The sequence below is a fragment of the Novosphingobium sp. 63-713 genome (assembly GCF_001898925.1).
Classification (GTDB): domain Bacteria; phylum Pseudomonadota; class Alphaproteobacteria; order Sphingomonadales; family Sphingomonadaceae; genus Novosphingobium.
In genome coordinates, this window is sequence record NZ_MKVS01000026.1 from 17354 (window position 1) to 31024 (window position 13671).

Annotated in this window: 9 protein-coding genes; 7 read left to right on the forward strand and 2 right to left on the reverse strand. The window is 63.9% G+C overall.

From position 1 onward, the window contains the following. Positions 1-20: 20 nt before the first annotated feature. Positions 21-2036, forward strand: coding sequence for a hypothetical protein (locus BGP00_RS10770; RefSeq protein ID WP_292689268.1), 2016 nt, complete (start codon positions 21-23; stop codon positions 2034-2036). Positions 2037-2052: 16 nt separating this feature from the next. Here the strand turns inward: BGP00_RS10770 and BGP00_RS10775 are convergent, their stop codons facing one another. After that, on the reverse strand, positions 2053-2322 hold the full coding sequence (locus BGP00_RS10775) for a hypothetical protein (RefSeq protein ID WP_168602464.1): 270 nt from the start codon (positions 2320-2322) through the stop codon (positions 2053-2055). 215 nt (positions 2323-2537) lie between these two features. Next, positions 2538-4868, reverse strand: a complete 2331-nt coding sequence (locus BGP00_RS10780) for a TonB-dependent receptor (RefSeq protein ID WP_292689703.1) — start codon at positions 4866-4868, stop codon at positions 2538-2540. Between the two features lie 305 nt (positions 4869-5173). Between BGP00_RS10780 and BGP00_RS10785 the strand changes: the two genes are divergently transcribed. From BGP00_RS10785 to BGP00_RS10810, 6 genes are all read left to right on the forward strand, one after another. Next, positions 5174-6784: an ATP-binding protein gene (locus BGP00_RS10785; protein ID WP_292689270.1), complete on the forward strand. Its 1611-nt coding sequence runs from the start codon at positions 5174-5176 to the stop codon at positions 6782-6784. Beyond that, positions 6781-7410, forward strand: coding sequence for a response regulator transcription factor (locus BGP00_RS10790; RefSeq protein ID WP_292689271.1), 630 nt, complete (start codon positions 6781-6783; stop codon positions 7408-7410). Before BGP00_RS10785 ends, BGP00_RS10790 begins: the two co-directional genes overlap by 4 nt. Before the next feature lie 132 nt (positions 7411-7542). After that, on the forward strand, positions 7543-8568 hold the full coding sequence (locus tag BGP00_RS10795; RefSeq protein WP_292689272.1) for a PQQ-binding-like beta-propeller repeat protein: 1026 nt from the start codon (positions 7543-7545) through the stop codon (positions 8566-8568). Between the two features lie 14 nt (positions 8569-8582). Next, positions 8583-9308: a phosphatase PAP2 family protein gene (locus BGP00_RS10800; RefSeq protein WP_292689273.1), complete on the forward strand. Its 726-nt coding sequence runs from the start codon at positions 8583-8585 to the stop codon at positions 9306-9308. A gap of 168 nt (positions 9309-9476) precedes the next feature. Then, positions 9477-11387, forward strand: coding sequence for an ATP-binding protein (locus BGP00_RS10805; RefSeq protein WP_292689274.1), 1911 nt, complete (start codon positions 9477-9479; stop codon positions 11385-11387). Beyond that, positions 11384-13582, forward strand: a complete 2199-nt coding sequence (locus BGP00_RS10810; protein ID WP_292689275.1) for an EAL domain-containing protein — start codon at positions 11384-11386, stop codon at positions 13580-13582. Before BGP00_RS10805 ends, BGP00_RS10810 begins: the two co-directional genes overlap by 4 nt. Positions 13583-13671 lie beyond the last annotated feature (89 nt).

The following is a 13671-nucleotide window of genomic DNA, read 5'->3' on the forward strand; positions in this document are numbered from 1 at the left end:
GTGTAAATCGGGAGGATGTCTTGCAGATCTCACGTATTGCTCTGGGCGCTGCGCTGGTTCTGCAAATGGGGGCGCCGCTCTGCGCGCAAACCGCACCCGCTGCCAAGCCCGACCTTCAATCGCTGTTCAATGCCGCCACCGACGCATGGGTGAACAATGATTGCGTCAAGGCTTTGCCGATCTTTGCGCAACTGGCCGATGATCCGCGCATCAGGCCGGGCACTTTGCCCTATGCCGCGATTGCCGTGCGGCGCGGCGATTGCCTGATCGCCATAGGGCAAACCGCGCAGGGCGAGCTTATGGTGCAGCAAGGCCTGCCTCAATTGACCCGCGCGGGTGAGGAATTCGCCAATGAGGTGGTGCGCGTCGAACAAAGATTGGGCAATCTGGCTGCGGCGCGGTGGGACCACGATACGGCGCTGGCCCATTACAAGGCCGCGCTGGCGCTGTTGAAAGGTCAGGAGCGGTCGCAGACGTTGATGTGGCTGGCGCAACTGACCAGTTTCGACAGCGGAAATCAGGCGCTGGACACGGTGGAGGAAGGCTATGCGCTGGCCTCGGCCGAGGCCAAGCCGGACAAGCATGCACAGGCGATGTGGCAGATGATGAAGGGGCGCATCCTGCTCAATCATGGCCGGGTCAAGGAAGGGCGGGCGGCGCTGGAGCAGGCCCTCAAGCTCAGCCCCGGCACCAATGGCCGCCTTTCGGTCGAGGAGGCGCTGCTGCGCGCCGATCTGGCGCAGGCGGCTATGCTGACGAAGGACCGCGAGACGGCCTATAGCTTTATGGCCGCATCCGGCGCAGGCAGGCTGGAAAAGTCCCTCTTTACCAAGGCGGGGCAAATGGAACCCCCGATGTGCGGCCCCGACACCGGGCTGGAGCCGGAGGATCGCGCCGTGGTTGAATTCACCATCAGCGGTCAGGGGCAGGTGGAAAGCGCGCGGACCGTTTATGCCAATGGCTCCTATGCCAAAGCCTCCGCCTTTGCCCGTGCGGTACAGCAATGGGTATGGCCGCGCGAAGATGCCGCGCGCATTCCTGAGTTCTTTCGCATCGCCACGCGGGTCGAGATCGTGTGTACCCGCGCGGAAGGTACAGGCGGTATTTCCGCGCTCAACCCGCTGCTGACCCGGTTTTCGCAATGGGCGCCTGCGTCGGATGGGCTGCCATGGTCGCGCTGGCTCGCGGCGGCCGAGGCGGCGCAGAAGGCGGGCAAGGAGGATGCCGAACTGGCGGCGCTTGTGCGACTGGCGCTGGTCGATCTGCGCGGGGCACAGGACCGGCAGGCTTCGATTGAGCGCGGGCTGGTGCTGGCGCGGGGCGGATCGCGGGCCATTCCTGCCGAGGCTGCACATGCTGCGCTGGTGCTGCTCGAATCCTCGCGGCCCCAAACGGGTCATAAAGGGGAGGATAGCGAGCGGGTGGCGATGGATCAGTTGCTGGCGCTGGCCGATGATCCGGCGCTGGCGCAGGATGCTCTGGCGCAGGACACCGCGCTGTTGATAGGGGCGCCTGCCCGCGCACGCAGCAGTCAGGCCGAGCGCATCCAGGTCGCCCTGATCCGCGTGGCCCAGGACCAGCGGCTTGCCGAACATCACCCCCTGCGCCAGTTCGCGCAATTGCGGCTGGCCAATGAGGCGGCGCGCAGCGGCGATCTGGACAAGGCCGGGCAATGGTTCGCCACCACCGGTCTGACACAGGAGCAGTGCGCCTTGATCGGCCCGCGCCCGGCGTTGACCAATAGCAACAGCGCGCCATCGCATTTCCCGACCGAGGCGCTGCGCTATGGCTTCGAGGGATGGGCGCGCACCGAATTCGACATTCAGGCCGATGGCCATACCGCGCAAGTCCGCACGGTGATCGCCTATCCGCCCTTTGTCTTTACCGATGCGGCGCGCGATATGTTTACCGGGGTGCGTTATCAGTCCAGCTATCGCCCCGAACGCGGCGCGGCATGCAGCGCCAGCAGCGATTTCGTGCGTTTTGTCATCCCAGGCAATATAAACACGGTCAAAGTGATCAAGCCCAAGAGTTGAGGATCGGACAGCGGGTTCAAAGCGGGCGAGGAGGGCGCGCCATGGGGCGCAGCAGGGCATCGCCCGCCATCGCCAGCACATTGCCCGCCCAGAACAGCAGCACCGCGCCCATCGCAACGGCCATTTCCCAGGGGGAACCGGGGTGGGGCGGCAGGGCATGGCGCCCGATAAAGAGCATCCGCGCCAGCCCCGCCGCCAAAGCCAGCAAGACCAGCCCCGTCAGCCGCAAGGCGCGATCAGCGCGCGGGCCGGGGGCGAATTTCAAAAAGCGATAGATGGGCGACATCGGACAATTCCTGCCTTTGAGCAGGGCCATCCCTAAGCCTGATGGGCGTTAAGCCTCTACGCGAAGCTGGGCGCAATTGCGTGAAGTCTGCATAAAAGCCGGCGATGATCGGCGGACGCAAAAAGACGGGCGACCTTGCGGGCCGCCCGTCCAGGATGGGGGTCTTTTCTCTTTATACCACGAGGGAGTCTGCACCTCGTGTGGGGTAATGCCGATTAGAAGGTGATCTGCACCTCGCCGCCGAAGGTGCGGGGCGGGTTGAAGTTGCCGTAATCGCCCAGCACCGCATCATTCGCGCCCGAGCGGCGATAGATGTAGGTGGTGTTGAACAAGTTGCGGCTCCACACCGAGAAGGTCGCCTTGGTCGCGCCGCTCATCGGCACCGAGGCCAGAGCGATGCGGCCGTTGACGACGAAGCTGGCGTCGGTCTTCACCGGCTCGTTCTGGAAGCTGTACTGCGACTGGGCATAGTTGGCGTCCAGATGCACGCGCACCTCGCTGCCATTGGCGTTCACCGGCATGACGTAATCGGCATAGGCCGAGGCGGCATTGCGCGGCGTATAGACCGTATAGACCTGATACAGGGCATTGTTCAGGAACGGATTGGCCGTGGGCGGAACAAAGGTGTAGGTGTAGGCGTAGGACGCGCCCAGCGTGACGCCTTCGGCCGGCTTGACCGTCAGGTCGGCCTCGATCCCGCGGATCTTGGACGTGCCCGGCGCGTTGCGGGTTTCCTCGGTGTGCAGGTTGAAGGTCGGGCTGTTGGGGTTGGTGTCGACATTGTCGAAGTCGGTCTGCGTGCCGGTGCGGTCCATCATGTAACCCGCCAGGTTGAGGCGAACGTGATGGTCCATCAGGTCCATCTTGGTGCCGATTTCATACGAGCGCACGACTTCGGGGCCAAACGAGTTGAAGGTCTGCGAACGGTCATTGGCGCCGCCCGCACGATAGCCGGTCGAATATTTGGCATAGAGGTTGACGTTGCGCGTCAACTCATAGGCGGCAACCGCCAGCGGGTCGAAGCGGCTGACGCTTTCGTTGAACAGGAAGTTCGACGAAATGCCCTGCACCAAGTAAAGCGTGCCGTGACGCTTTTCATTGGTGTAGCGGCCGCCCAGCGTCAGGTGGAATTTGTTGTCCAGCCATTCGGGCGTATAGGTCATCTGGCCAAACGCGGCATAGCTGCGGGCATAGGCTTCGCTGGCGCGCTGCAGGAACTGCTGGCCGATGGCCCAGCCCTGATTTTTCGAGGTGACAGCGCCCGAGACCGTTTCGCTGTTGATCGTATAGCCGGTGCCGTCCGCATTCCAGGTGTTCGAGCTGGGGGTCGATGCCTGTTCCTGGGCGCGTTCATTGAAGTAATAGCCGCCCAGCACATAGTCGACCTGCGGGATGCTGCCGACCAGTTGCAGTTCCTGGCTGAACTGACGCTGGTTCAGGTAAGACAGGCTGTAGCGGCTGAAAGCGGTGTTGGGGGCAAAGATGGTGCGCGCCGCGCCGCCCGAATTGTCCCACTGCTCGGTCGAAACACGGCGCCATGCCGTGATCGAGCGCAGCTCCATGCCCGGCATCACCTTATAGTTCAGGTGCAGCGAGGTGCCTTCGGTGCGGTCGACGCTGGGCTGCTGGGGCACGCCGATCGGGGCCGTCGACAGGCGGTTGCCGCCCGTGGGGGTGACCAGCGGCGAGAGCGGGGCGATGCAGGTCTTGCCAGCGGTGCAGTTGGCGCCGTTCAGTGTCAGGCTGGAGCCGTTGTAGGTTCCGACCGGCAGGCCATTGGGGTTGTAGTTGATGAGCTGGCTGAAATTGGGCGTGTTTTCGTCGCGGCCCTTGTCATAGGACACCAGCGCCGAGAAGCCTTGAATTGGGGTCCACTTGGCGCTGATGCGGCCGCCCACGCGCTCATACTGGTTCCACCCGGCTTGCCCTGCCAGCGGGTTCTTGACGGTGGCGTCCTGATGCTGTTCCACCGCGTCGATCTTGACCGCGATATTGTTGAATTCGGGCAGGTCCAAGTGGCCCTCGGCGGTGTGGCTGCCGTAATTGCCCACGCCTGCCGAGAAGCGGCCGCCGAACTGGCCGCTGGGGTCGCGCGTCACGATGCTGACGGCGCCGCCTTCGGTGTTGCGGCCAAACAGAGTGCCCTGCGGACCTTTCAGCACTTCGATGCGCGAAACGTCGAACAGCGCAGCGTTCAGGCCCTGCGAGCGGGCGAGATACACGCCGTCGATATAGACGCCGACGCCGCTGTCGCGGGCGGTCTGGTTCTGGTCGAAGGGGACGATGCCGCGGATGCCGACCGTCAGCGCCGACTGGCGCGCTTCGAAGGTGGCCACGCGCAGCGAGGGCACGCCGCCATCGGCCAGGTCGATCAGGCTTTGAACATGGCGGTCCTTGATGACCTGCTCGCTGACCACCGAGATGGCCACCGGGGTCTTCTGCAGGTTGGTTTCGCGCTTGGTGGCGGTCACGACAATGTCGGTCAGTCCGGTGCCGTTGCCTTCTGCCGGGGCGGCGTCGGCTGCATGGGCAACGCCCGCATTCATCAGCACAAGCGCGCTCAACGGCAGGGCCAGAAGGGCCTTGGAATGTTTCACCTGATATTCCTCCGAGGGGTGCAGCCGGGTTGGAGAGGATGGCTGCTGTTGGCAGTAACTTTAGTTAATCGGTAAGTTACAGCGCCCTCTATCCATCGATGTTTGCACTTTTGTGACGATTCGGAAGCATTCTTCGCAGATGCCCTTTCCTGGGGCCTGGTGCGTGCACACCCTGATGAAAGGGCCGCATTGACTGGGCCGAAATTCATGCCAAGGAAGAAGGCCATGCCGCAACATCAGGAAAGGAACCGGGTTTGACCCGATCGCGTTCTGGTCTGGTTCTGGCCGTGATGCGCAGTTTGATGGCGGCCCTGTTTGCGGTGTGGCTCTGGATGGCGCCGCATCATCATGCGCAGGGCGGGGCCGAAACGGTGTGGCTGTTTGGCGCCTATCTGGTCTTTGCGCTGGTGATGCTGGCGGTGGCGGCGCAAAGCTGGTGGTATGATTTCCGGCTGGCGCGGGCGGCCTTCGCGGTCGATGTCGCCACCTTCCTTGTCGGCCTCTATCTGACCGAGGCGGTGACGCTGGATTTCTTCAGCTCCTTCATGGCCTTCTTCGCCTTTCTGATGCTCAATTCGGCCACGCGGTGGAACAGGCGGAGCATCCTGCTGATCGCGGTGGGGCTGGCGGCCTGTTTCCTGCTGGCGGGGCTGCTGGTCGAATGGGGCGAGTTTCATTTCGACACGACCAAATTCATCCGCCGCTTCAGCACGCTGGCGCTGCTCTCGCTGATGCTGGGCTGGTTCGCCTTCAACCGACAGAATCTGCCCGTGGCCCGTTATATACGGCCCGATGTGGCGCAGGACCCTCTGGCCGGGGTGCTGGATTATGCGATGGGGGCCTATGGCGCCACAGGGGGCGCCATTGCATGGATGGCGCAGGGTGAGAGCCGCCCTATCATCCGCACTTGCGGCAAGATGGGCGAGGGGGCGGAACTGGCCGCTCTGGATCTGCCTTTGCCGGCGGGTGGTATGGTGTTCGATGCTCCGCGTCGCCGCGCGCTGGTCCTCAATGATCAGGATCGCATGGTGGCCATGGCGCCCGCGCCGATGGAGGGGCTGATCGCGGACTTTGCGGGGGCGCAGGGCCTGTCCTTGCCGATCATCGGGCGCACCGGGCGCGGGCAACTGGTGCTGACGGGCATAGCGGGCCTCAATTGCGACGATCTCTTTGCCGCCAAAAGCGTGGTGCGCGAAGTGGCCGCCGCGATGGATGAGGAGGAAACCGAGGCCATGGCGCGCGAAGTGGCCATGTCGCGCCTGCGCACCCAGATCGCCGCCGATCTGCATGACAGCGTGGTGCAAACGCTGGCCGGGGCGAAATTCCGGCTGGAGGCCTTACGCTATAAACTGGCGCAGGGGACGGCCGCGCCTGATGACATCGACCTGCTCTGCGCCGGGCTGGCGGCCGAACAGGGCCATGTGCGCGCCATCATCGAACGCCTGCGTCAGGGGCAGATCCAGCCGGGGCAGCGCGACCTGCTTCAGGAACTGATCCCGCTGGCCGACCAGCTTTCCGCGCAATGGCTGGTGGCGGTGTCGGTATCGGTGTCGGCGGAGGGTAAGGGGCCGGTCATCGTACCCACCGCGCTCAATTTCGAGATCCAGCAGATCCTGCGCGAGGCCACCGCCAATGCCGCCCGCCATGGACAGGCGCGCCATGTCCGTGTCGAACTGGACACCACCGACGGCGGGCTGAGCATGGCCATTGTCGACGATGGCATCGGCTTTGCCCCCGATGCGCTGGGCGATCCCCCGCAATCCATCGCCGCGCGCGTGGCAAGGCTGGGAGGGGGCTTGACCATCGGGCTGATCCACGGGCAAACGCGCGTGCTTGTAACTCTGCCCATGGAGCCTGCCGGATGACCAGCATCGTCATTGCCGACGATCATGCGTTTTTGCGCGCCGGGCTGGAGCAGGTGCTGGGCAGTCTGGGTTTTGCGATTGTGGCCTCGGTGGGCGATGGCGATGCGGCGCTGGCGGCGGTGGCGGAAAAGGACCCCGATCTGGTGATCGTCGATCTGCGGATGCCGGGGCGCAATGGGGTGGCGGTGCTGGAGGCGCTGCGGGAGCAGGGCGATACCCGGCCTGTGCTGATGCTGGCGGCCGAGATCGACGATGCCAGTCTGGTTGCCGCGATTCGGCTGGGCGTCAACGGCATCCTGCTGAAAGACAGCGATGCCTCGGCCTTGAAGGAGGCCATCGACACGGTGATGGCCGGAACGCGGGCGATCTCGATGGCGATGATGGAGCGGGCCTTTATGCTGGCCTCGCAGCCCTCGCCAGCCAACCCGCTCGATGCGCTTGGCGAGCGTGACCGGCGGATCGTCGAAGGGGTGGCGGCGGGCCTGCGCAACCGCGAAATTGCTGAAAACCTAGCCATTTCCGAAGGCTCGGTGAAGGTCTATCTCCACCGCATCTTCGACCGGCTGAATGTGGGCAATCGCACCGAACTGGCGCTGCTGGTGCGCGGGGGAGAGGGCGGTCGCTGACATTCTAAATTTGTCATTTGCGGCATTCTGCGGGGCCGGGGGCGGCTTGTCATCTATCTGTCATAAATGGTTCCTACCCGCCACCTATCGAGCGCGGCAGGATCGGACTGTCGGCCGGACAGGACACCGACAATGATGACCGGAACGAAATGGGCAGGCGCCGGCCTTTTGGCCGCAATGATCGCGGCCGCGCCCGTCGCCGCGCAGACCCGCGTGAATTACAGCGTGACCGACAGGATCGCCGGGGCCGATGGCGGCTGGGATTATGCGCGCGTCGATGCCCCGCGCGGCGTGCTGTATGTCGCGCGCAGCAATGCGGTGATGGCGCTCGATCTGACCACGCGCAAGGTGACCGATGCGGTCACCAGCGCCGAGGGCGCGCATCAGGTGATCCTGATCGACGATGGCGCGACCCTTGTGGAAACCGACGGCAAGAGCGGCCTGACCCGCTTTGTTGAAGTAGCCAGTGGCAAGGTGATCGCGCAGGTGCCCAGCGGCAAGAAGCCAGATGCGGCGTTTTACGATGCCGCCACCGGCCAGATTGCGGTGATGAGCCCGGGCAGCGACACGATCACCAGCATCGACGCCAAGACCCATGCGGTGACGGCCACGATGAAGCTGGCGGGCGGTCTGGAATTTGCGGTCAGCAACGGGCGCGGCGGGGCCTTTGTCAATCTTGAGGATGAGAACAGGATTGCCGAAGTTGATCTCAAAGCTGGCCGGGTGCTGCGCAAGATTGCCATGCCCGGTTGCGTCGGCCCAACGGGCCTGGCCATGGTGGCCGGGGGCAAGCGGCTGATCTCGGCCTGCGCCAATGGCGTGGCGGTGGTGGCCGATGTGGCCAGCGGCAAGGCCGTGGCCAAGCTGCCCATCGGCAAGGACGCCGACGCGGTGATCGCCGACGAGGCGCGCGGGCTGGCCTTCATCCCCTGCGGCGGCAGCGGCACGCTGGTCGCGCTCGACATCCGCCGCGCCGATCATATCGCCGTGGCGCAGGTCATCCCCACCCAGATCGGCGCCAAGACCGGCGCTGTGGACCCGCGCGATGGCCGGGTCTATCTGCCCGCCGCCACGCTGGCCGCGCCCGAGGCCGGAGCCAAGCGCGGCAAGCCGGTGCCGGGCAGTTTCGTCATTCTGGTTGTGTCGCCCAAAGCCTGAGGAAGGAATTCGCGATGATGAAAGCGATACTGAGCGCTGCCCTGCTGGCGGTGGCCATGCCTGCGATGGTGCCCACGGCCGCCTTGGCGCAAAGCGCGCCTGCCAAGCCCAAAACACTGCAATATCTGGATGCCACGCTGTTCCAGCCGGTGCTGATCCTGCCCGCGCCGGTGGCCAAGGATATGCCCGCCAATGCGCGCGAGCTGGCCATGTTGCACCAGCTGATCGCCGGCGCCAGCCCTCAGCGTTTGAAGCAGGCCTATCAGGATGCGATCCACGAGGACCCGGCGGTCTTTAACGAAACGCTGGGCGTCGATCTGAAAAAACTGCCCGCGACGTGGGAATTGCTGGAAATCGTCAACCATGAATCCGCTGTCGTGGCCAGCATTGCCAAGGATCATTTCCATCGCATGCGGCCCTACAGCGCGGATGCCTCGCTGCCTTTTTGCGAAGGCAAGGCCGATCCGGCCAAGCCTGCCTATCGCTCCTATCCCTCGGGCCATTCGACGCTGGGCTATGCGGTGGGTGTGGCTCTGGCGCGGCTGTTGCCCGCCAAGGCGGACAGGATCATGGACCGCGCACAGGATTATGCGATGAGCCGCGAATATTGCGGCGCGCATTACGCCAGCGACATTCAGGCCAGCGAGGTGATCGGCACGCTGGCGGCCACGCTCTTGCTCAACGATCCGCGTCTGGCCGACAAGGTGGCGGCGGCAAGGGTGGAATTGAACCGGATCTGACGCCTGTCGGGGCCTGTCGCTTGCGCCCGAGCGGGGCGGCGGGCCTGTTATGGGTAAATCTGCCTAATACGAAAGCATAGGTGGTTTTCTCTATTTTGCCTGAGGTGCGGTCCGCAATATATAAAAAGATGCCGTGTTAAATCATCTGCGTTTGGGTGGATGAAAGGCATGGCCTTGCTGCGGTATTTTCATAATATTCTGAATGATCATGGTTATGCCCCGCATGGCTTCTGCCTGCTGTGGCAACCGGAACTGATCTGGACGCATGTGATGGCCGATGCGATCACGGCGCTGGCCTATTTCACCATCCCGGTCGCGCTGGTCATGCTGGTGCGCAAGCGCGGCGATATCGCGTTCAGCTGGGTGTTCATCTGCTTTGCGGTGTTCATTCTGGCCTGCGGGGCCACGCATGTCATTTCGATCATCACCCTGTGGCATCCGATTTACGGCATTCAGGCGCTGGTCAAGGCGCTGACCGCCGTGGTTTCGGTGGCAACGGCCGCCGCGCTCTGGCCGCTGATGCCCAAGCTGCTGGCCATTCCATCGCCCGCGCAATTGCGGCTGGCCAATGAGGCGCTGGCCGCGCGGGTCGAGGAGCGCGATGCGGCCATCGAGCAATTGCAGGCCGAAATCGCCGAGCGCCGAAGCATTCAGGCCCAACTGGCCGACCGCAGCCGCGAACTGGACATTGCCCGATCCGTGGCCGAAAGCGCCAGCCAGGCCAAGTCGAATTTTCTGGCCAATATGAGCCATGAATTGCGCACGCCGCTCAATGCCGTGATGGGCTATGCCCAATTGCTGATGCGCGAAAAGGGCATCGAGGAGCGCCACCAGCACGCCGCCCGCACCATCCATGACAGCGGCCAGCACCTGCTCACGCTGATCAATGACATTCTGGATCTGTCGAAAATCGAGGCGGGCAAGCTGGAGCTTTATCCCGCCAGCATCGACCTGCGCGGATTCCTCAATGGGATCGCGGCGATCATGCGCGTGCGGACCGAGGAAAAGGCGCTGGATTTTGTCTGCGATCTGGCCCCCGATCTGCCCGATTTCGTGCTGGCCGATGAAAAGCGGCTGCGTCAGGTGCTGCTCAACCTGCTGGGCAATGCGGTCAAATTCACCGACCGGGGCCGGGTGACGCTGTGCGCCAGCGTGCTGATGATCAGCGGTCAGAGCGTGCGGCTCAATTTCGCGGTGCGTGACACCGGGGTGGGGATCGCCGCGCAGGATCTGTCCGCGATCTTCATGCCCTTTGAACAGGTGGGCGCCAATGACAAGCGTTCGGGCGGCACCGGGCTTGGCCTGTCGATCAGCCGCCAGTTGATCGAATTGATGGACGGCACGCTCAAGGTCGAAAGCGCGGTAGGTGAGGGCAGCCTGTTCTGGTTCGACCTTGATCTGGCCGTGTCGCACCGCCAGGCGGACGGCGGGGTCAATCCGGCCGAATGCACCGGCTATCGCGGCGACCGGCGCCGGGTGCTGATCGTCGATGACATCACCGCCAATCGCGAAGTGCTGGCCGCGCTGCTGGCCGATCTGGGCTTTATCGTTGAACAGGCGCCCAATGCGCAGGATGGGATTGCGCAGGCCATCGCCTCGCCGCCCGATCTGATCCTGATGGACATCCGTATGCCGGGCATGGATGGGCTGGAGGCGATCCACGCGCTGGGCGAGCACAGGGGCTTGCGCCATGTCCCGATCATCGCGGTATCCTCTGGCATCTCGCCGCAAAATCAGGCCGCCGCGCTGGCGGCCGGCGCGCGCTCCTTCCTGCCCAAGCCGCTGGACCGGGCCGAGATGATCCGGCTGGTGGGCGAGGCGATCGGGCTGGAATGGGTGGTCGAACAGGCTGAGGCCAAGGATGATGCCATGACCATTCCCGCGCCCGATGTGCTCGGCGCGCTGCATCAGGCGGCGGCGGCGGGCAATATGCGCGCGGTGCGCGGCGAGGCCGAAAGGATTGCCGCGCTTGATCCGGCCTATCGCGTCTTTGCCGAAACGATCACGCGCATGGCCCGCGCGTTTCAATCGCAGGCCCTGCTCGCAATGGTCGAGGCCAGCATGGAGAAACGGCCATGAGCGACATGTCGGGCACTTTCGTTGCCGATGCGGGCGCGCAGGTTCAGACCATTCTGGTGGTGGATGACAATCCCGTCAATCTGGGCGTGGTGGGCGAGCATCTGGAGGACAACAACTATAATGTCACCGTCGCGCAGGACGGGATGGAGGGCCTGAAACGCGCCGAACTGGGCCAGCCCGACCTGATCCTGCTGGATGTGATGATGCCGGGCATCGACGGGTTTGAAACCTGCCGGCGACTGAAGGCCAATCCGCTGACCGCCGAAATTCCCGTGATTTTCATGACGGCGCTGACCGATGTGAATGACAAGGTGTCGGCCTTTCAGGCGGGCGGGGTCGATTATATCAGCAAGCCGTTCCAGACCGAGGAAATGCTGGCCCGCGTGCGCACGCATCTGAGCCTTCGCAATGCCCAGAGGAATCTGGCCGCCAGGAATGCCAGGCTCGAAATGGAAATGGCCGCGCGCCATATTGCCGAGGTGAACCTGAAACGCTCCGAGGTCAGCTATCGCCGCCTGTTTGAAACGGCGCCCGATGGGCTGATGCTGGTCGACGCGCAGTCCGGCGAGGTGTTTGACGCGAACCCCGCCGCCATGGATATGTTCAGCCATGACCCGGCCGATGTGCTGGGCAAAACGATCTGGGAACTGGCCGCCTCGGCCCGCATGACTTTTGGCGAGGCGATGCTGAGGGAATCCATGCGCCTCGGCATGGTGAAATATGACGATTGGGAATTGACCGCCGCCAGCGGTGTGGTCACCCATGCCGAAGTGATCGCGCGAACCTATGAAACCGATCAGCGTCAGGTGGTCCTGTTCAATTTCCGCAATATCAATGACCGCAAGGAGGCCGAGGCCCGCATCCGCTATATGGCGCTGCATGATGCGCTGACGGGTCTGCCCAACCGCACGCTGTTGACCGACCGGCTGGGACAGGCCGTGGCGCAGGCCCGGCGCAGCGGCCAGCAGGTGGCCGTGATGATGCTCGATCTGGACCATTTCAAGCATATCAACGATTCGCTGGGCCATCATGTGGGCGATATGCTGTTGCAGACCGTGGCGGACCGGCTGCGCTCCTGCCTGCGCGAATGCGATACGGCGGCGCGGCTGGGGGGCGATGAATTTGTCATCCTGTTGGGCGATGTGGCCCATGCGGGCGATGTCGATGTGGTGGCGGCCAAGGTGCTTCAGGCGCTCAAAAGCGCGTTCCTGATCGAGCAGCACCAGTTGCACATCGGCGGCAGCATTGGCGTCAGCACATTCCCGCAGGACGGCGAGGACCCGGCCAAGCTGCTGCGTTCGGCCGACACCGCCATGTATGACGCCAAGGGCAACGGGCGCGGCATCCACCGCCATTTCACCCCGGCGATGAATGAGGCCACGATGCGTTGGCAGGAATTGGCCAATGATATTCACATGGCCTGCGTCAACGGCGAGTTCACCCTGTATTACCAGCCTCAGGTGGCCCTGGATGGTTACCACGTCACCGGGGTCGAGGCCCTGTTGCGCTGGAACCATCCGGTGCAGGGGCTGGTGCTGCCCTCGGTCTTTGTGCCGCTGCTTGAGGAACTGGGGCTGATCGTCGAGGTGGGCGAATGGGTGCTGGAACAGGCCTGCCGCCAGAATGTGGCGTGGCAAAGGGCGGGCCATCCGCCGATCCGCATGGCGGTCAACCTTTCGGCCCAGCAATTCTATCGCGGCGATATCGTCAGGAGCGTCAGGCGCGCGCTGGAGATTTCGGGCATGGACCCGCAATGGCTCGAACTGGAACTGACCGAGAGCCTGACGCTGGACGATACCGAGGTGACGATCCAGATCATGAATGATCTCAAGGCGTTGGGCGTAACCCTCTCGCTCGATGATTTCGGCACGGGCTGGTCTTCGCTGTCCTATCTGCGCCGCTTTCCGCTCGACCGGATCAAGATCGACCGCACCTTCATGAGCGAGGTGGCCACCGAGCCCAATGCCGCCGCCGTGGTGCAGGGCATCCTCTCGCTGGCGCAAAATCTGGGACTGGGCTGTGTGGCCGAAGGGGTCGAGAGCCGCGAGCAGCTCGATTATCTCAAGCGCCAGATTTGTTCGGAAATGCAGGGTTTCCTCTTCAGCCGCCCACTGGCGGCCGAGGATGTGGCGCAGGTGCTGTCCCATGCGATCGGCCCGCGCCAGATCGGGGACGGCCGGTCGGACCGCGATTGAGAACCGGGCAGGCGCGCGCCGATTTTGCCCCTCGCGCGCCTTATGATTTCCCCGCGACTGCGTGACTCTACGCAGTCCCTCCCAAAGCA